Source organism: Oceanicola sp. D3 (genome assembly GCF_006351965.1).
GTDB lineage: Bacteria > Pseudomonadota > Alphaproteobacteria > Rhodobacterales > Rhodobacteraceae > Vannielia.
In genome coordinates, this window is sequence record NZ_CP040932.1 from 40,386 (window position 1) to 58,764 (window position 18,379).

The window sequence follows — 18,379 nt, forward strand, 5'->3', positions numbered from 1 at the left end:
GAAACCCCGGGCGCGCAGTGTCAGACTTCGCACAGGAGGTGCGGCCATGCTCGATATATCCATGCAGAAGATCGTCCGGGTCATCGCGCTTGCGCGGGAATACGGCAGCGACGGTGTTTCAACCCGCAGCTACATCGCTGAGCTGAACGAGGACGAGCAATCGAGCCTCGTGGCGCTGATGTGGGTGGGGCGCGGCAGCTATGATGCGGATGACATCGAAGAGGCGCGCCGTATGGCGGTGGCCGAGAAGACCACGCCGACCGAAACCTATCTTGGCGGCGAGCCGCAGCTTGCCGATATGCTGGAAGACGGGTTGGATGCGCTTGATATTAACGTGGCTGAGGCCGAGGACCATTTGCGCGAGCGGCCCTGAGGCCATTCCTTTGCGCCGCCGCAGAGTTGCGGGCGAGCTGACTCCGCATCAGCGGGCCACTCCTCTGTCAGCCCTTCTTGGGGCGCTCCTCAACCGGCCCGCCCGCTTTTTTCCAGCCTGCGAAACCGTCGGTGATGTGGCTCACGCCCTCTAGCCCCATCTCCTGCGCAACCTTTGCCGACAGCGCCGAGCGCCAGCCCGACGCGCAATAAAATACGAAGCGCCCGCCGCTTTGGAACTGCTCCTTGGCATAAGGGCTTTCTGGGTCGATCCAGAACTCCAGCATCCCGCGCGGGCAGTGGAAGGCGCCGGGGATCATCCCCTCCCGGTCAAGCTCGCGCGGATCGCGCAGATCAACGAAGGTAACGCCCGGCTGGCCATGCGCGCCCAGCACCTGTGCCGCCGGGGCGTGTGACACCACCGCATTGGCCTCGGCCACCATATCCTTTACCCGTTTCATCGCCTTCTCCCCCTCGGTCTTGCTTGACTTCATCCGCCTACCGGAACACCTAGCCTAGACAGGAGGATATGACATGGCCCCGCGCAAGGAAAAGAAGCCTCAGGCGGTTTATACGCTGCTGGTGGAAGTGGGCCGCAAGCCCGGTGACGGCCTGCCCGACGGGGCGAAGGGCGCGGCGCTGATGTGCTATGCCGCGGGCGTGGACGAGGCCGAAGCTGTGCGCGAGACAGTGGCCATCCTCAAGCAGGCCGACATGGCCCCGCTCGATGTCACCGGCTACGGCACGCTGGAAGAGCGCGAGGCGCAGGGCCATGAGATTGGCGAGGATGAGCGCGGGCTGATGGCCCGGGCCGCGGAAGAGAACGCCGTGATCGTGGCCCAGATGACTCCCTTCTTCGATGAGAGCACCCATGAAGGCGGGGAGGCCTGATGGCCGACCGCCTGCTTCAGGTCATTGCGACAACCGAACAGATCGACACGGTGGTGGACTGCCTGAAGGAGCTGCCCCCGGATCACTGGTGGCGTCTGCCTGCCGACAAGGATGAGGGCCGCCAGATGCTCTGCGTGGCGCTCTTCAAAGGCGATACGCAGGAGGTGATGGACGCCATTAGTGACGCGCTGGAGAGCGAGAAAGACTGGCGACTCTTCTCAGTGCCCACCGAGGCCAGCCTGCCGGAACTCGATGACGACGATGAGGAAAGCCGCCGCGCCGAGAAGGAGAGCGTGAGCGCCCGCGAAGAGATCTATCGCGAGGTACGGCAGGGCACGGCGCTGACGGTCGATTACCTTGTGATGACGGCGCTGGCGGCGATGGTGGCGGCCATTGGTCTGAGCCAGGGGCAGGTGGCGGTGGTTATCGGCGCGATGGTCATTGCGCCCTTGCTTGGCCCGATCATGGCCTTCGCCTTCGGCACCGCGCTGGGCAACTTTGCGCTGCTCGGCGTTGCAACGCGCGCCCTTGGGGCGGGGCTGTTGGTGGCCACGGCAGTGGGTATTGCTCTGGGGCTCATCATGCCCGGCTCCTACCCCGACACGTCGATGATGGATTTCTCCGGAGTACTCAGCCTGCGCACCGTGGCTCTGCCCCTCGCGGGCGGGGCAGTGGCCGCGCTGATGATGTCGGGCGGGCAGACCACCGGCCTTGTCGGCGTCATGGTGGCCGCCGCCCTGCTACCCCCTCTCGCCGCCTTTGGTCTCTTCGTCGGCGTCTGGGATATTCCCAATGCGCTACGGGCATTGGCGACGGTGATGACGAATATCGTGGCCATCAACCTTGCCGCGCAGGTTGTATTTCTGCTCAAGGGCATTCGCCCCCGCCGCTGGGAAGGCTCCGACCATAAAACCAGCGTTCGGGTGGCGCTTGGGGCGTCGGGGGCCTTGGTGCTGCTCATGGCGCTGGCGCTTTGGGCAGCGGGCCACGGTTACGTGCCGGGGATCTAATCCGCCGCTATGCAGGGCAATTAACCGAGAATTCCCACCAATACCCCAAGCCCGCCCCATTTGTGCCGCGCTTTCCCGCCTAGATGGAAAGCGACTGAAAATGAGGCCTGTGCGCACCCATGAAACAATCAATTGCCGCGATCAAATGGGCGCTCAACGCCGTGATGATCGCAGCCATGCTGGGCATGGGCTGGCTTGGCTACAAGTTTGTGACCGAGCCGGGATACCTCGCGGAATTGGCGCTCGGGCTCGAGAGAGATGACGCCGGATGGGCCGCCCCCGGCCTTGATATGGAGGGCGTTGCGCCCGCAGACGACAGGGTTGTGACCTCGCGCCTGCCGCAGGCCAGCGGTGCCCCGCAGAAGAGCGCAACCAACACCCAACGCCGCGTGAGCAACAGCTCAGGCAGCGGAACGACATCGAGCACGGGCACCTATGCCCCGCGCACCACGGCAACCGACGGGCTTCGGACCGTTCGCCGCAAGAAAGAAGAATCCGCGCCGGCCTATGCACCGCCGGTGGCGCAAAGAAAGGTGATCCGGGTTGGCGAGTGACCAGCCCCCGGACCACGACGAGAGAGCAACAAAGAGGGCGGGCATGGTGCCCGGCTGCACCGAAGGAAGAACTGACGGGCCAGATGCCCGGGTGAACGGAAAGGCAGGCAAGATATGGCACAAGTGCGGATAATCCTGATCGTCGCTGTCCTCGCCGTAATGGGCGTGATCGGCTACATGCAATATGCGTCTGTTTCTGGCGTAAGCGGCGCGCTCGACGCGGCTGACGGCGAAGACTACGCCGCGCTCGACGAGAGCGCAGATACCAAGCGCTCCACAGCCTCCAGCGGCTATTCCGGCGGCAACCTCATCAAGTCGACCAAAACCACCAGCCGCGTTGGCGGTGACAAGACGATCACCATTCAGCGCAAGGCCCCAAGCCTTTGGACGCGCATCCGCATGTGGTTTGGCTACCAGCCCGAAGATGCCCACCGCCGCGACTTTGCCCGCCTCAAGGCCCAGCGCGAAGCCGAGGCTCGCCGCAACAAGGGTGTGAATTCGGCCACCGGTCGCAAGGAAAGCACCGCGCGCGTTTCCTCGTCTGGCTCTAGTGTGAAGCGCAAGGCCGCTCCGAACAAGTCGGTCGCCAGCGCGCTCGGCAACTAAGGCCGCCGGGCCTTAGGATACCGATACGCAATCAGGGGCCATTTGCGAAGTACGCAATGCGCCCCAACGCGCGATCCGGCGTTACTGCCGCGCCTTAGGCCGCCTGCAACGCCTCCGCTGCCCAGAGCCGCGCTTCGTAGCCCGAGAGCATGCGGCGGGCGGCGGGGCCGTAACCTTCCCCGGTTTGCGGATCAAGCTCGGGGAAGATCTCGCAAATCTCCGCCACGATCTCTGCCTCGAAGCTGTGCTGCATCTGGCCGCCCGGCAAAAAGCTCTCGGTCGGGAGCCCTTCGGAGAACACCACCTGGTGACGGTCGAAGAGTAGGTGCACATATTCCACCTCGCCCCCCTCAAGCCGGGTAACCGAGCTGCCGTTGACCAGCTCTTTGGCAGCTACAAGCACCTCCCCATCACCAAACAGAAGTTCCGCGAGCGGATCGCGGATCATCAGCCGGTGAAGCGGTGAGATTGTCAGCGCGCGATGCTGGCCGAAGGTGCCTTCGCGGATATGAATCGGTGCCATTGCCCCCTCTGCGGGCACGGCTCGGCGCCCGATCCAGCGCAGCGGCTGCGGGCCATCGTCATGTGTGAGCACCATGTCACCCGGCAAAAGGCTCTCCACCGGCACTTCGCCGTCCGGCGTGGCGATCATCGTGCCCGCGACGAAGCAGGGCACCTGATCGAGCTTGACGAAGCCTGTATCTGTATGGCCCAGCCCGTCGCTGATGGCGTAGGTGAAGGTGACTTCTTCATCATCCCCATCGCTGTCGACGGTAATCGTGCCATCGGCGTTGAGCGTAACGGTCTGGCCTGTGCCGAGCGTCACGCTATCCCCGGCGGTGACGGCCACCCCGTTGATATGGGTGATCGTCATCGTCGCGCCGGTTGGGCTGACGTCGTTTCCGGTAAGGTCGAATTCCTTGCTGAAGTCCGTGCCCATGGTCAGGTTGTCGGTGATGGCCACGAGGTCCGTCTGCACCGAGTCGGCGGCGATCAGAAGGTTGGAGTCATACGAACTGTCGGAGGTATCCGCGATGCCGATCCGGATCGTGTTTTCCTCGCCCGCGTTCACCGGCATGGTCAGCGTCATCGTCACCGTGAAGCCATCCATCTCGGTGTTGAAGACGCTGCCCATGTTGTCGATGAAGAGGTTGGAATTGTCGGCGTGGTTGACGTTGATCACCGAGGTATCGCCCGAGCCAACCTCCAGCTCGACGTATTCGCCGTTCACCCAGACAGCGACGATGTCGTTGTAGATCGAGTCTGCATACTCCGGGTACTCGTCGGAGGAGAAGACGAACTGGATGGTCATCACATCGCCTTCAGGGATGAAGGTCGCGTCCAGATAGGACGCATCATAGGTGCGCGTCCCGGCTATCTCTTCAAAGTCGCTGTCCGGCGGATCCGAGTTGAACCAACCGGTGTTCATGTTGCTCGAGGTGTTGGTGTCTTGGTTGGCGTCGCCGGAGCTGTTGGTAAAATCCGTTGCCCGCCCGGTGGAGAGGATTACGCCGCTATCTCCCGGCAGAACACCGGGCGAGGTGCTATTGCCGCCCGTATAGATGCCCGATGACCGGTCGTCGCCGGAATAGGTGGCCGAGACCACCTGAACGCTGTCACCAAAGATGGTGTTTGCCATATTGGTGGCGGTGGCGTTGGTGTTGATTGAAAGTTCCGATGCCGCAACCATGCTCTGTCCTCAATGAGCCGTCGGCATGGCACGAGGGCGCGGCACGGGGCCGGTCCTTCGGGGGTGGCTCGGTGCGCGGGTTTTCCCGTCTCTCCGGCCTCTGCTCTTCGCCCTGCCTCGGGTCGATTTTCTCGTTTTGTCGAAAATTGCCACGATTTCGGCGGCTTGTCAGCACATTTGGCTGGCGGTGGCACAGGCTGTGGGGCGGCGGCAACAGCGCCTTGCCCCGGGGCGGCCCGATCGAAACTGGTGCCCGGCAAGCGGAGGCGGTATTTCGGGGGCAAAAGGAGCCCCCGCCATGACGACCGACCCCGTAGAGCTGACCCGCGCACTCGTGCAGTGCCCTTCTGTGACACCCGAGGAGGGCGGAGCGCTGGTGCTGCTGGAAGACCGGCTTTCGGCAGCCGGTTTCGCCTGCACCCGAGTGGATCGCGGCGGCGTATCCAACCTGTTTGCCCGCTGGGGCCGCGCGGGCAACGGCAAGTCCTTCGGCTTCAACGGCCACACGGATGTGGTGCCGGTGGGCGATGAGGCCGCGTGGACCTTTCCGCCCTTCGGCGCACAGGAGGATGATGGCTGGCTCTATGGTCGGGGGGCGACCGACATGAAAAGCGGTGTGGCCGCTTTCGTGGCCGCGGCCATCGACTTTGTGCAGGATACCCCGCCGGAGGGCTCGGTGGTTTTAGCGATTACCGGTGACGAGGAGGGCGATGCGCTGGATGGCACCACCGCGCTGCTGGACTGGATGGCCGAGAATGGCGAGCGGATGGATGTGTGCATCGTCGGTGAGCCGACCTCGCTCGAAGAGATGGGCGACATGATGAAGATCGGGCGACGCGGCTCGATGAACGCCCATTACGTGCTGCGCGGCAAACAGGGCCACAGCGCCTATCCGCATCGCGCCATCAACCCGGTGGCCGCGATGGCTCGGCTCTGCGACAGGCTCGCCAGCCGCGAGCTCGACATGGGCACCGAGCATTTTGACGCCTCCACGCTGGCGCTCACCACCATCGACGTGGGCAATGTGGCGACCAACGTGATCCCGGCGCAGGCGCGGGCCACGGCGAACATCCGGTTTAATGATGAGCACACCGGTGAGGGCCTGACCGAGTGGCTGAAGGCCGAGGGAGACCGGGTGGCCGAGGAGTTTGGCGTAGAGGTCGACCTGACGGTGAAGGTGAGCGGCGAGGCCTTCCTGACCCCGCCGGGTGAACTTTCGGCGCTGGTGAGCGGAGCGGTGGAGGCGGTGACGGGCCGCGCGCCGGAACCCAGCACCACGGGCGGGACGAGCGATGCGCGTTTCGTAAAAAGCCATTGCCCAGTGGTGGAATTCGGCCTTGTCGGGCACCGGATGCATCAGGTGGATGAGCGGGTGCGAGTCGAGCAGATTGGCCAGTTGAAAGAGGTGTATGGCCAGATGCTGGCGGCCTATTTCGCCGAGGCGTGAACCCACAAATGTTGTTTTGTGGGGCGAGGCAGGTTAGCTTTGGGCCATGCCTCGCCTGTCTATAGATATCACCGCCGAAGAGCACCGGAAGCTGAAGGCCATTGCCGCGCTTCGGGGGCAGTCGATCAAGGATTTCGTGATGAGCCAGGCGCTGGGGGATGACAGGGGCGCGGCGAGCGATGAGGAGAAGGCTGCGCTGGAAGAGTTGCGGGCGTTTCTTGCGCCCCGCCTTGACGCTATCGAGCGCGGTGAAACCTACGAAGTGTCGATGGATGAGATTATTCGCGAGGCCAAGGCCCGCCGGGCTGGCTGATGGCAGAATGGCGGCTGACGGCAGGCTCTCGGGCCGACCTGAGGGATATCTGGGCTTACAGCTATGACCAATGGGGCGAGGCGCGCGCTTCAAGCTACCTTTCCGAACTTGAAGAACGGTTCGAGCGGCTCGCCCGCCTGCCCTTTCGGGACTGGGGCGATATTCGCCCGGGGTTGCGGTCGAGTCGGGCCGAGCGGCATGTGGTGTTCTGGCAGTTTGACGCCGAAGGCGTCCCGGCAATCGCAGCCATCCTGCACGAGCGCATGAACTTTTTGGACCACCTCAAACAGCGCATGGGACCAACACCCGAATGACCCTCACCATCACCCCGACCCACGACCTAGATGCCTGCTTTGCGCTGCGCCGCGAGGTGTTCATGCGCGAGCAGGGGTTTTCGGAGGCGGAGGAGTTTGACGGCAAGGATGGAGCGGCGTTGCATTTGCTGGCGAGCGAGCGTGGCGAGCCGGTGGGCACGGCGCGGGTGTTTGTGGACGAAGGACGGATCGGGCGGATTTGCGTGGTGCAGAGGGCGCGGGGCACTGGGCTGGGCGCGGCGCTGGTGCGGGCGGGGATGGACCTGCTGCGCGAGCGGGGCGCCACCCGCGTGGTGCTGGATGCGCAGGTGCGGGCGATGGGGTTTTACGAGCGGCTGGGATTTACTGCTGAAGGCGATGTCTTTGACGACGGGGGTGTGCCGCACCGGAGGATGACGGCGGAGTTGGAATGACAACGGGCACCCCCCTGCACATCGCCCGGACCGAAGATTTTGCCACGTGCCTCGGGTTGCGGATGGAGGTTTTCGTGGCGGAGCAGGGGGTTCCTGCGGAGGTCGAAAACGACCACGAGGACACCGGGGCGGTGCACTTGTTGGCGCGTCTCGGGGGCAAACCAGTGGGCACGGCGCGAGTGATGCGCGATGGCGCGACTGGCAAGATCGGGCGGGTTTGTGTGCTGAAACACCTACGAGGCACTGGCCTTGGGCTGGCGCTCATGCAAGCAGCGCTTGATGAGCTGCGGGCGATGGGCGGGATAAACCGTGTGATCCTTGGCGCGCAGGTCTCGGCGCTTCCGTTCTACGCCCGGCTCGGCTTCTCACCTTATGGAGAGGCGTTCGACTCAGTCGGCATCGCTCATGTGATGATGGAACGGGCGCTCTAGGCACGGCTACGGGCGGAGAGCAAAATCGCGCGGCCCTGCGAAATCCGCTGTTGCCTTGGCCCATGCCCTGCTACCTCTTTCCTCATGGCCGAGCTCCCAACGAAAAAAGACATTCTGGACTGGATCGCCGCCCACCCGGAGGCTTCCAGCAAACGCGATATCGCCAAGGCGTTCCACATCAAGGGCGCGGCGCGGATCGACCTAAAGCGGATGCTGCGCGAGCTTGAGGACGAGGGCCACCTCGCCAAGAAAAAGCGCAGTTACCGCGACCCCGAGAAGCTGCCGCCGGTGGGCGTGCTGACCGTCGTTGGCCCCGATGTGGATGGTGACCTGATGGCTCGCCCGATGGAGTGGCATGGCGAGGGACCGGAGCCGAAGGTGCTGATGATCCTGCGCAGCGCCGATGGCGCGCTGGGCGCGGGAGATCGGATCCTAGCCAAGCTGCGCGAGGTGAAGGGCGAGGAGCACCATTACGAGGGCCGGCTTATCCGCAAGATCGTCACCAACCCCAAGCGCATCCTTGGTATCTATCGCAAGAGCGCCGAGGGCGGGCGCATCCTGCCGATCGACAAGGGCGCGGACCGCGAATGGACAGTGGCCAAGGATGCCACAGCGGGCGCGAAGGATGGCGAGCTGGTCGAGGCCGAGCAGGCCGGGCCCAAGGGGCGCATGGGGCTTCCCAAGGCGCGAGTGGTGGAGCGGTTGGGCGATCCGAGCAAGCCAAAGGCGGTTTCGCTGATTGCCATCCACCAGCACGGGATTCCCGACGCCTTCGACGATGCAACCATCGCCGAGGCCGACACGATGAAGCCCGCTGGCCTAAAGGGCCGCGAAGACCTGCGCGATGTGCCACTGATCACCATCGACCCGGCAGATGCGCGCGACCATGACGATGCCTGCTACGCCCACCCCGACGACGACCCGAAGAACGAGGGTGGCCATGTGATCTGGGTCGCGATTGCCGATGTGGCGCATTACGTGCGCCCCGGCTCGGCACTGGACCGGGAGGCCCGGGAGCGGGGCAATTCCACCTACTTCCCCGACAGGGTGGTGCCGATGCTGCCCGATCGGCTTTCGGGCGATCTTTGCAGCCTGCACGAAGGCGTGCCGCGAGCCTGTATCGCCGTGAAGATGCGGGTGGATGCCCATGGCGAGCTGGTCGGCTGGGAGTTTGTGCGCGGGTTGATGCGCTCGGCTGCCTCGCTGAACTACGAAGAGGTGCAGCAGGGGATGGACGGCGCACCCAACGACAAGGTCGGGCCGTTGATGGAGGAGGTGATCAAGCCGCTCTACGCCGCCTACCACGCGCTGGTCGACGCCCGAAACCGCCGCCAGCCGCTCGATCTCGATCTGCCCGAGCGCCAGATCGTGCTGGCCGAGGACGGCACCGTGCAGTCGGTCCAGTTCAAGGACCGGCTCGATGCCCACCGGCTGATCGAGGAGTTCATGGTGCTGGCCAATGTCTGCGCCGGCAAGGAACTGGTCAAGAAGCGCCAGCCCCTCCTGTTCCGCGTCCATGAAGAGCCCTCGCCGGAAAAACTCGATGCCCTGCGCGAAACCGCTCAGGCGTCCGGCCTCTCCCTCGCCAAGGGCCAGGTGCTGAAAACCGAGCACCTCAACCGCCTCCTCGCGCAGGCCGCGGGCACCGATCAGGCCGAGCTGATAAACCTCTCCACCCTGCGCTCGATGACCCAGGCCTACTATTCGCCCGAGCATATCGGCCACTTCGGCCTCGCGCTGGGCACCTACGCGCATTTCACCTCGCCCATCCGCCGCTACTCCGACCTCATCGTGCACCGCGCCCTCATCACCGCCAACGGCTGGGGCGATGACGGGCTGACCGAGCCCGACATCGAGGCGCTGGAGCAGACGGCGGTGCATATCTCCGAAACCGAGCGCCGCTCGATGACCGCCGAGCGTGACACCACCGACCGTTACCTCGCCTCCTACCTCTCCGAGCGCGTCGGCAACGAGTTCGGCGGGCGCATCTCCGGCATCGCCCGCTTCGGCGCCTTCGTCCGGCTCGATGAAACCGGCGCCGACGGCCTCATCCCTATCCGTTCGCTCGGGCAGGAGTATTTCCACTTCGACCGCGAGGCGCAGGAGCTGATGGGGGCCGACACAGGCCGTGTCATCGGCATCGGCCAGCGCGTGCTGGTCCGGCTGGCCGAGGCTGTGCCCGTCACCGGCGGCCTCCTGCTCGACCTGCTGGAAATCGAGGGCGCGGCGGTGAAGCCCGGCGCCTCGGCCAAGCGCGGACGCCCCACCCGGCGCAAAGAGGGCAGGGCGAAGGCCAAGACCTCCAAGTCCCGCAAGGTCGCCCGCCGCCGCCGTAACTGACCCGTGCTTTGGCGGCACGCCGATTTCCGCTATGCTGCCGCCAAAGATCTGGCAGCAGACGAGCAGAATCATGAAGGCACTCACGACCGGCGTTACAGCCGCGCTTCTGGCGGGCATGACCCAGGCCAGCCCTGCGGTTGTCGAAACCTCCATCCGCCCCATCGCCCGCCCCGCGCAGGGAGGCCTTCCGGTGGTTGAAGTCGCAAACCAGGCCTTCGAGCGCTGGATCGAGGCGTTCAAGGCCAAGGCCCGCGCAGAGGGCATCGACGCCGCCCTGCTGGAGCGCGCCTTCGAGGGCATCACCTACAACACCACCGTCATCCAGCGCGATCGCAACCAGAACGAATTCACCAAGACGATCTGGGATTATCTCGATACGGCGGCCTCCGACCTGCGCCGCGACAACGGCCAGAAGGCGCTCGCCCGCGAGATGAAAACGCTCACCGCCATCGAGGCCGAATACGGCGTCCCGAAAGAGATCGTCACCGCCATCTGGGGGCTCGAAAGCGCCTATGGAACCTTCAAGGGCGAGACCGACATCGTCGAGGCATTGGCCACCCTCGGTTTCGACGGGCGGCGCGGTGAGTTCTTCGAGGCCCAACTCATGGCCGCCTTCCAGATCCTGCAAGCGGGCGATACCGACCCGCGCGGCATGACCGGCAGCTGGGCCGGAGCGATGGGCCATACCCAGTTCATCCCCACCAGCTACCTCGCCCATGCCGTCGATTTCACCGGCGACGGCAAGCGCGACATCTGGGGCGACGACCCGACAGATGCGCTCGCCTCCACCGCCGCCTACCTCGCCGATGCCGGCTGGGTCACGGGCATGCCCTGGGGCATGGAAGTGGTCCTGCCCGAGGGCTTCGACTACGAGATCGCGGGCGAACACGTCGAGAAATTCGCCGCCGAGTGGAACGCGCTGGGCGTCCGCGACATCGAGGGCAACGAACTGCCCGACCACGGCCCTGCCTCCATCCGCCTTCCCGGCGGCGCCAAGGGCGCGGCCTTCCTCACCTACGGCAACTTCATGGTGCTCGAACGCTACAACACCGCCGACGCCTACGTCATCGCCGTCGGCCACCTCGCCGACCTCATCGGCGGCGGCAAGCGCATCCAGTCCGGCTGGCCCCGCGAAGACAGGGCCCTGACCCTGCCCGAACGCGAAGAGCTGCAAACCAGGCTGGAGGCCGCAGGCTTCGACCCGGGCGGGGTAGACGGCAAGATCGGCCCCAAAACCCTCGCCGCAGTGCGCGCGTACCAAAAGAGCATCGGCGTCACCCCCGACGGCTACGCCTCGCTGCATATCCTTCAGAAGCTGCGTTGAGCGGAGTTTTGCAATTCGTCGGGGAGCACGGTGCGCCTCCCCAGAAACGGGACGCAGCACCGAAGCTTCTCGGTGTGCCCCGCTTTGTTAGCGCGATGCTCGCCAGCTTGATCTGCTTCCCTTTGTTTGGGTGTGAAATACAGCCGCCCGGTCCCGAGGTGACCGCATCTGTAGACCTTGCAGGGATAGCAGAAGCGACTCGGGTACTTTCGCCTGGACCTAATTCGCTGACCCTCGTGAACCGATCAAGTGCGCCTGTCTGCATCTCTGGTGCTTTGGACCGGATCGTTGATTTCGAGGTTCGGCAAAAGGGCACGACAAACGTGCTTGGTGATCTAGGCAACAATCCCGGCTCGTTCGAGCCGACGGGCACAGAGGATGTGGAGACAGATAACTACCCGACGAGCGTGGCCAAGCAGCTGAACCCGAAGCAGCGCATTAGGGTGTCCGGATGGCTGCCGGGAATTGAAATTCCGGTCATACGGGACGCCACTGGACGAATGGTGAAAGGTGACACCAGCAAGGCGGTATTTGAGCTCTCCGCCGAAGTCCGCTATTTCGACTGCCGCTTCGCGACCTACGCTGACGCCGAGGCCGTCGGCGGCATCAGGATTGCGAGATCGGGGAGAGCGATAGCCGACATCCGCAAGCTGTTAGAGTAAGCTCAGGGACGACGGGTGAAGTCCAACAACCTGTGCAGAATGGTCGTTAAGGATACGGTGTGGTCGTGGAGCCTATCGAGGTCGAATTCAAAAAGTCATTCTGGCCCAGCGGCACGGGCGAGATCGTCGGATGGATCGAATGCGATATCACCTCGCTGGCGCGCCGCTTCCACGCTGCTGTCATCTCGGAAAATGGGCTTCGCTGCATCCTGCTGCGCCTGCCATCAGATGAAGTGGTCTCCATAACCGAGGCGGAAGAGCATCCGGACACATTTTGTGAGATTTATCTGGATGCAAGCCTGCAGGAGTCGCTAGTCGCCAACACCGCACTCCGGAACCTTCTTTCCGGAGCAGGTACACTAACGCTGAACCACCCCGAAGCGTGAGGCCCGCGATGGACACAAACGAACAGCCGGATAGCGAAAAGGCCTGCAAGTACTTTTGCGGCATCCTCAACCTTGGCCCCTACCATCCCCACATCTCTTTCTATCGCTGTTCACTGGACGGCTGGATCGACGAGAAGATTGGCCTGTTCAGCAACGGAGAGGTTAGAAGCTACTCTGACGAGAAAGGCGACTTCCTGTCCGGCGAGCGTGTCTTCTCCGAAGAGGAGGCCTTGGGCGAGATGAATGCAGCATTTCAGGAATGCACGCGGGAAATGTTCCTCTCCGCCCGAACCTTGGCCGAGGCCGCACAAGCGCCGTTGATCGAAAATGTCATAGCCGAAGGCCTGACCGCAGGCGGCACACGCCTTCTGTCAACTCACTCCGCCATGACCATCGGGCAGGAGGCCATCGCGCGCGACCTCTATGTTCATTCGATGGAAGCCTTCGCGATAAATGGTCCGAACCGGACGCTGGTGATGGAATGCAGCATCCTCGAGCTGGACGATCCCATCACAACAGCCGAAGCAGCCATGGAGCAGCTAGAAGCCAATCTCAGGCGTGCGAGAGAGCAGGACCACTTCATCATGGTTCAGATCTGGTTGGACGACCTGTAGGGTGGGCAATCTGCCCACCACCCCGAGGCACCCCGTCACGCCCCTACCACCTCCACTGCCACAGCCGTCCCGTAGATCCCCATCATCAGCACGCTCTCGATGCCGATGCGCCCCGGCCCCTCCCTCTGGCGCAGGATCAGCCCGGCCATCAGTACCGCCGTCATCAAGAGGCCCGTCGCCAGCCAGTAGAGGTCGGCCATGCCCACCGCGTGGTAGAGCGAGCCGTCGCGGTAGGCGACGTCGGAGAACACGAGGAACAGCGTGTCGAAGGTGTTGCCGCCGATGATCCCGCCCACGGCCAGTTGCAGCGCCCCGCGCCGCACCGCCACCAGCGTTGTCACCAGCTCGGGCAGCGAGGTTACCACCGCCGTCACGAGGCTGCCCACGAGGCTGGAGGCCAGCCCGAAACGCGTCACGAACTCCTGCCCTGTTTGCCCGATCACCCAGCCGCAAAGCGCCATTGCCCCGGCCAGCGCAACGAACACCACCACAAGCCCACGCGCGCTCTTGTGGGCGTCCTCGGCATCTCCCGGGTCATCCGTGCGCGTGTCGCCCGTCTCCACCGGCTCCCACATCGGCTCTTCGCGCACGCTCGCCGCCAGCCGCACTCCTGCCGCATAGGCGATGAAGAGCGCCACCGACACCGGGTGAATGCCGAAATAGGCCACATCCGGCCCCGCCATTGCCGCAACCGGCAGGCTGAGCAGGATCAGCAGCATCACGCATTGAAAAAGGTTCGCAGGCTCGGCGGCGGCATGCTCAAGGTTGGCCCGCTTGTGCAGCGTATCGGCAATCGCGAGGAACAGCGTTTGCGCCGCGATCCCACCCACCGCGTTGGAAAAGGCAAAGGAGGCATCCCCCTGCGCCGCCACGGTGACGCTCACCACCACGCCCGAAAGCGATGTCGCCCCGCCCAGCAACACGCCGCCCACCAGCGCCTCGCCCACCGCCGTGCGGTCGGCGATGATGTCGGCCAGCGCGGTCGCCCGGATCGAGGCCACCACGACAATGCTCCCCGCCACGGTGAAGGCGACGAGGAGCCAAGTCAGCGATAGGTCTGTGAGCACGCCGTCAGGAGCGGCGCGCGATGGCCCGGAAGCCGAAGATCAGCAGGCAGGCGCCCGCGATCCCGACGATCAGCTGCGGAATGATCCGCTCGGCGGCATAGATCCCCAGCAGTTGCAGCAGCAGGTTGAGCACCAGCGCACCGACGATGCCGAGCACGATATTGGTGATGAGGCCGGTGTCGGCCTTCATGATCATGCTGGCGATCCAACCGGCGAGGCCGCCGATGATGATTGAGAGAATCAGTCCAAGACCCATGGGTCCATCCTTTCGGTTCAAGAAGGTGTTACCGTCTCAACCCGTCAGCCATGGGCGCGGTTCCCCGGTTCGAGCATGCCACACCGTTCAGGTGCTCACGCCACGTCCTCCCAAGGCACCATCACGGCCTGTTCAGCAATCTTCTGAGGCATCCAATCCCAGTAGGGATCCCATTCGCCCGGCGGGCCGCTTTCCAACAGGTGACGGATGCCAGCGAGGATCGGCTTGCGGACATGCTCCGGCGCGGCCACCAGCCGTTTGGCGTGCCTCATCCAGCGAAACGTCATCTGGTCAAAATCGCCGTGGTGGTGAATGTCGTCGAGCACCAGAAGCGCGATGCAGGGAAACCACGTGGCGCCATTGTCCGGGTCATGCCCGGTGAGTTCCACCACCTCCGCCGGATACCACCGCTCGCCTTTCGGAAAGCGGCAGCCCTCGGCATCCAGCACCGCGCGTAGCGCCTCCGCATGGCGCTCTGCATCCATCCCGTAATCCGCCATGGCCACCGCATCGACCATGCCGCGAAGTTCCTGCGCGATCTGCACCAGCGGCGCAATCACACGCTCGGGCGGCAGGCTCGTTTCCAGCTCCGGCAGCTCCGTGCCCAATTCATGCACCTCATCCACCACATGAAGCCCACGCGCCAGCGCCGCCCGCCGGGCTCGGGGTTGGCGCGCGACCGGCAGGGCGTCTGGCGTGAAGCCGATCTGTCCGTGCACCGCATCCCCGATCAGCAGCGCCATCGCATAGCCCGCCAGCTCCGCATCCTCGGACCGCGCGACCGCGGTCAGCGCAGTGATCCGTGACAGGTAATCATCATCGCAGGCCAGCTGAAGATCTGCCTCCAGTGGCACCGCCAGCAAGGCTGCATCGCCGCGCGCCTCCGCTGCGGGGCGCGAGGCTTGCGCCACGCAACGCAGGTCATGCAGAACCTGCCGCTTTGGCCAGTCGGAAAAGCTGATCATCCCGTAGGGTGGGCAATCTGCCCACCACCCCGGGCGGGATCAGTCGCGCAGCAGCTCATTGATGCCGGTCTTGGAGCGTGTCTTGGCGTCCACCCGCTTCACGATCACGGCGCAATAGAGGTTGATCCCGTTCTTGCTCGGCATCGAACCCGAGACGACCACCGAGTAGGGCGGCACCTCGCCATACATCACCTCGCCGGTCTCCCGGTCGACGATCTTGGTGGACTGACCGATGTAAACGCCCATGCCCAGCACCGAGCCTTCCCGCACGATGCAGCCTTCCACCACCTCGGAGCGCGCCCCGATGAAGCAGTTGTCTTCGATGATCGTCGGCCCCGCCTGCATTGGCTCCAGCACGCCGCCAATACCCACGCCGCCGCTCAGGTGCACGCCCTTGCCGATCTGCGCGCAGGAACCGACGGTAGCCCATGTATCCACCATGGTGCCCTCGTCCACATAGGCCCCGAGGTTCACGAAGGAGGGCATCAGCACCACGCCGGGCGCGATGTAGGCGCTCTTGCGAACAATCGCATTCGGCACCGCGCGGAAACCGGCGGCCTTCCACTGGTTGTCACCCCAGCCCTTGAACTTGCTGTCCACCTTGTCCCACCAGCCGCCACCCTGCGGCCCGCCGGATTGCTCTTCCATGTCCTTGATCCGGAACCCCAGCAGCACCGCCTTCTTGGCCCACTGGTTTACATGCCAGTCGCCGTTCTCACGCCGCTCCGCCACCCGCAGGCTGCCCCCGTCCAGCGCGGCCAGCGTATCTTCAATCGCCTCGCGGGTTTCGCCAGTGGTGGCGGGGGTAATTGCATCGCGGCCTTCCCAGGCGGCTTCGATGGCGGCTTCAAGCTGGGCGTTCGACATGGGGACATCCTCCGAAATCTGATCGCAACCGTCATAGCGCCCCGCCACACGGGCGCAACCCACCACGCGCCCGGCTTCCCTCTCCATCGCGCCCGCGATACCGTCCCCCCAACGAACAGGAAGGACGACCGATGAACGACGCCAGCCGCTTTCGCGACGCCGGAGAAGACAAGCGCACTGCCCATGAGGTGCCCGATACCCCGCAAACCCGCGCCCCGGCCTACACCCTCGCCTTTGCCGATGAAGATTTCCTCTGCCGCGACGAGCTGCGCCCCGTGCGCCTGCAACTCGAGCTGCTGAAGCCAGAGCTGCTGATGGAAGAGCACGGCATCCGCTCCACCGTGGTCCTCTTCGGCGGCGCGCGCATCCCCGAGCCCGCCAAGAAAGACACCGCCCGCACTGAGACGCTGGCAGAGCTTTCCGCGTTTTACGACGAGGCCCGCACCTTCGCCCGGCTGATGACAGAGCGTTCGCTGGCCTCAGGTGGCACCGAGGATGTGGTGGTTACAGGCGGCGGCCCCGGCGTGATGGAGGCCGGCAACCGCGGTGCGGCAGACGCCGGAGGACACTCCATCGGCCTCAACATCGTGCTGCCCCACGAGCAGGCGCCCAACGAATACGTCACGCCGGACCTCTGCTTCAACTTCCACTACTTCGCGATCCGCAAGATGCACTTCCTGATGCGCGCCCGTGCCGTCGCCGTCTTTCCCGGCGGCTTCGGCACGCTGGATGAAACCTTCGAGGCGCTCACCCTCATTCAGACCGGCCGCATGCAGAAGGTGCCCTTCCTCCTGTTCGGAAAGGCCTTTTGGGAAAAGATCATCAACTGGGATGCCCTGAAGGACGCAGGGACCATCAGCCCAGACGATCTTGACCTGTTCAAATTCGTGGACTCGGCGGAGGAGGCTGTTGCGGCCATCGACAGCTGGGAAGGCGCAGGTGAGAAGCGTGGGGAAATCCCGGGGCGGTAGGGCGCCCTTAATCGTCGATCCGCCGGGCCTCGTCTACCAGCATGATCGGGATACCGTCGCGGATGGGAAAGGCGAGGCCGGCGCGTTCGGAGATCAGTTCTCCGGCCTCGGAATCATAGCGCAACACGCCTTGGGTCTCGGGGCAGACCAAGGCCTCCAGCACATGGCGCTCGACCCCGGAATGGGCGGTGGCCGTTTCGTCGCTCATTGTAGCCGTTCCTCTCCGTCTTCGCCGCTGCGCAGGGCAAACTCGATCAGGGTTACCAGCGTCTCGCGCCGGGTTTCGAGTGAAGGCGCCTCCAGCAGCGCCTGTTTGTCTTCAACCTCGAAGGGGCAGAGCATCGAGAGCGAGTTGATGAGCAACTCGTCATCGGCTTCTTCGAGGCTGTCCCAATCCGTCGACAGGCCCTGCGCCTCGAAGTAGCGGCAGAGCTTGGGCATGAAACGTTCGCGGTTGAAGCCCTTGTCGTGCTCGGGTTGGCCGAGATCCCGGTCAAACCCCTTCCAGCAAGGTTTGACACGCCGATAGGGCGTGAAGCCCTCGACACTTTCCTGAATCCGGAAGCGCGAGATGCCGGTGAGGGTGACCATGTAGCGGCCATCCTCGGTTTCGGAAAACCCGGTGAGCCGCCCGGCGCAGCCGATCTTCTGCAACCGCCCCGGCTCGCACCCGCAGCCCTTGGGGCCTTCGCAGGGTTGGACCATGCCGATGAGGCGGGTGGAGGTTTTCAGCGCATCGTCGAGCATCGCAAGGTAGCGCGGCTCGAAGATGTGCAGCGGCAACCGGGCGCGCGGCAACAGCAGCGCTCCGGGCAGCGGGAAAATCGGGATCGTTTCGGGAAGATCGCCTGAGTGCATCATGGCCATCAAGGTAGGCCGCGCCGCG

24 protein-coding genes are annotated in these 18,379 nt (G+C 64.5%); 16 read left to right on the forward strand and 8 right to left on the reverse strand.

Annotated elements, in window-relative coordinates:
- Window positions 1–46: 46 nt before the first annotated feature.
- The gene (locus FHY55_RS00210) at window positions 47–373 is read left to right on the forward strand and encodes a DUF3775 domain-containing protein (RefSeq protein WP_140012271.1); all 327 of its coding nucleotides are present in this window, start codon (window positions 47–49) and stop codon (window positions 371–373) included.
- 67 nt (window positions 374–440) lie between these two features.
- On the opposite strand, the gene FHY55_RS00215 is transcribed toward FHY55_RS00210, so the two are convergent.
- A complete protein-coding gene (locus FHY55_RS00215; RefSeq protein WP_140012272.1) occupies window positions 441–833 on the reverse strand; it encodes a rhodanese-like domain-containing protein in 393 nt (130 codons plus the stop codon).
- 73 nt (window positions 834–906) lie between these two features.
- Here FHY55_RS00215 and FHY55_RS00220 point away from each other — a divergent pair, with 73 nt between their 5' ends.
- From FHY55_RS00220 to FHY55_RS00235, 4 genes are all read left to right on the forward strand, one after another.
- Window positions 907–1,263, forward strand: coding sequence for a hypothetical protein (locus FHY55_RS00220; protein WP_140012273.1), 357 nt, complete (start codon window positions 907–909; stop codon window positions 1,261–1,263).
- Window positions 1,263–2,273, forward strand: coding sequence for a TIGR00341 family protein (locus FHY55_RS00225; protein WP_140012274.1), 1,011 nt, complete (start codon window positions 1,263–1,265; stop codon window positions 2,271–2,273). The genes FHY55_RS00220 and FHY55_RS00225 overlap by 1 nt, the downstream gene beginning before the upstream one ends.
- A 119-nt stretch (window positions 2,274–2,392) precedes the next feature.
- Window positions 2,393–2,827, forward strand: a complete 435-nt coding sequence (locus tag FHY55_RS00230) for a hypothetical protein (protein WP_140012275.1) — start codon at window positions 2,393–2,395, stop codon at window positions 2,825–2,827.
- A gap of 114 nt (window positions 2,828–2,941) precedes the next feature.
- On the forward strand, window positions 2,942–3,433 hold the full coding sequence (locus FHY55_RS00235; protein WP_140012276.1) for a hypothetical protein: 492 nt from the start codon (window positions 2,942–2,944) through the stop codon (window positions 3,431–3,433).
- Between the two features lie 94 nt (window positions 3,434–3,527).
- Here FHY55_RS00235 and FHY55_RS00240 read toward each other — a convergent pair whose 3' ends face one another.
- Complete coding sequence (locus tag FHY55_RS00240) at window positions 3,528–5,123, reverse strand: Hint domain-containing protein (RefSeq protein ID WP_140012277.1); 1,596 nt, start codon at window positions 5,121–5,123, stop codon at window positions 3,528–3,530.
- A gap of 298 nt (window positions 5,124–5,421) precedes the next feature.
- On the opposite strand from FHY55_RS00240, the gene dapE reads away from it, so the two are divergent.
- The 10 genes from dapE (at window position 5,422) to FHY55_RS00290 (ending at window position 13,367) form a co-directional block, all read left to right on the forward strand.
- Window positions 5,422–6,570: a succinyl-diaminopimelate desuccinylase gene (dapE, locus tag FHY55_RS00245; RefSeq protein WP_140012278.1), complete on the forward strand. Its 1,149-nt coding sequence runs from the start codon at window positions 5,422–5,424 to the stop codon at window positions 6,568–6,570.
- Between the two features lie 46 nt (window positions 6,571–6,616).
- On the forward strand, window positions 6,617–6,883 hold the full coding sequence (locus tag FHY55_RS00250) for an antitoxin (protein WP_140012279.1): 267 nt from the start codon (window positions 6,617–6,619) through the stop codon (window positions 6,881–6,883).
- A complete protein-coding gene (locus FHY55_RS00255) occupies window positions 6,883–7,197 on the forward strand; it encodes a type II toxin-antitoxin system RelE/ParE family toxin (RefSeq protein ID WP_140012280.1) in 315 nt (104 codons plus the stop codon). Before FHY55_RS00250 ends, FHY55_RS00255 begins: the two co-directional genes overlap by 1 nt.
- Complete coding sequence (locus FHY55_RS00260; protein WP_140012281.1) at window positions 7,194–7,610, forward strand: GNAT family N-acetyltransferase; 417 nt, start codon at window positions 7,194–7,196, stop codon at window positions 7,608–7,610. The genes FHY55_RS00255 and FHY55_RS00260 overlap by 4 nt, the downstream gene beginning before the upstream one ends.
- A complete protein-coding gene (locus tag FHY55_RS00265) occupies window positions 7,607–8,041 on the forward strand; it encodes a GNAT family N-acetyltransferase (RefSeq protein ID WP_140012282.1) in 435 nt (144 codons plus the stop codon). The genes FHY55_RS00260 and FHY55_RS00265 overlap by 4 nt, the downstream gene beginning before the upstream one ends.
- An 84-nt stretch (window positions 8,042–8,125) precedes the next feature.
- On the forward strand, window positions 8,126–10,381 hold the full coding sequence (gene rnr / locus FHY55_RS00270; RefSeq protein WP_140012283.1) for a ribonuclease R: 2,256 nt from the start codon (window positions 8,126–8,128) through the stop codon (window positions 10,379–10,381).
- Between the two features lie 70 nt (window positions 10,382–10,451).
- Window positions 10,452–11,705, forward strand: a complete 1,254-nt coding sequence (locus FHY55_RS00275; protein WP_254695381.1) for a lytic murein transglycosylase — start codon at window positions 10,452–10,454, stop codon at window positions 11,703–11,705.
- 275 nt (window positions 11,706–11,980) lie between these two features.
- Entirely contained in the window at window positions 11,981–12,367 is a 387-nt protein-coding gene (locus FHY55_RS00280) for a hypothetical protein (RefSeq protein ID WP_140012285.1), read from the forward strand.
- 65 nt (window positions 12,368–12,432) lie between these two features.
- A complete protein-coding gene (locus FHY55_RS00285; RefSeq protein WP_140012286.1) occupies window positions 12,433–12,753 on the forward strand; it encodes a hypothetical protein in 321 nt (106 codons plus the stop codon).
- Window positions 12,754–12,761: 8 nt separating this feature from the next.
- The gene (locus tag FHY55_RS00290; RefSeq protein WP_140012287.1) at window positions 12,762–13,367 is read left to right on the forward strand and encodes a hypothetical protein; all 606 of its coding nucleotides are present in this window, start codon (window positions 12,762–12,764) and stop codon (window positions 13,365–13,367) included.
- Window positions 13,368–13,402: 35 nt separating this feature from the next.
- Here the strand turns inward: FHY55_RS00290 and FHY55_RS00295 are convergent, their stop codons facing one another.
- The 4 genes from FHY55_RS00295 to dapD all read right to left on the reverse strand — a co-directional run bounded on the left by FHY55_RS00295 (window position 13,403) and on the right by dapD (window position 16,522).
- On the reverse strand, window positions 13,403–14,434 hold the full coding sequence (locus tag FHY55_RS00295; RefSeq protein WP_140012288.1) for a sodium:calcium antiporter: 1,032 nt from the start codon (window positions 14,432–14,434) through the stop codon (window positions 13,403–13,405).
- 4 nt (window positions 14,435–14,438) lie between these two features.
- The gene (locus tag FHY55_RS00300) at window positions 14,439–14,690 is read right to left on the reverse strand and encodes a GlsB/YeaQ/YmgE family stress response membrane protein (protein ID WP_140012289.1); all 252 of its coding nucleotides are present in this window, start codon (window positions 14,688–14,690) and stop codon (window positions 14,439–14,441) included.
- 95 nt (window positions 14,691–14,785) lie between these two features.
- Window positions 14,786–15,655, reverse strand: a complete 870-nt coding sequence (locus tag FHY55_RS00305) for a hypothetical protein (RefSeq protein WP_140012290.1) — start codon at window positions 15,653–15,655, stop codon at window positions 14,786–14,788.
- Between the two features lie 39 nt (window positions 15,656–15,694).
- Window positions 15,695–16,522: a 2,3,4,5-tetrahydropyridine-2,6-dicarboxylate N-succinyltransferase gene (gene dapD, locus FHY55_RS00310; RefSeq protein ID WP_140012291.1), complete on the reverse strand. Its 828-nt coding sequence runs from the start codon at window positions 16,520–16,522 to the stop codon at window positions 15,695–15,697.
- Window positions 16,523–16,653: 131 nt separating this feature from the next.
- Between dapD and FHY55_RS00315 the strand changes: the two genes are divergently transcribed.
- Entirely contained in the window at window positions 16,654–17,493 is an 840-nt protein-coding gene (locus tag FHY55_RS00315; RefSeq protein ID WP_140012292.1) for a TIGR00730 family Rossman fold protein, read from the forward strand.
- 7 nt (window positions 17,494–17,500) lie between these two features.
- On the opposite strand, the gene FHY55_RS00320 is transcribed toward FHY55_RS00315, so the two are convergent.
- Both FHY55_RS00320 and FHY55_RS00325 read right to left on the reverse strand, forming a co-directional pair.
- Window positions 17,501–17,701 (reverse strand): Trm112 family protein, encoded by a 201-nt coding sequence (locus FHY55_RS00320; protein WP_140012293.1) that lies wholly within the window; start codon window positions 17,699–17,701, stop codon window positions 17,501–17,503.
- Window positions 17,698–18,354 (reverse strand): LON peptidase substrate-binding domain-containing protein, encoded by a 657-nt coding sequence (locus tag FHY55_RS00325; protein ID WP_140012294.1) that lies wholly within the window; start codon window positions 18,352–18,354, stop codon window positions 17,698–17,700. The genes FHY55_RS00320 and FHY55_RS00325 overlap by 4 nt, the downstream gene beginning before the upstream one ends.
- Window positions 18,355–18,379 lie beyond the last annotated feature (25 nt).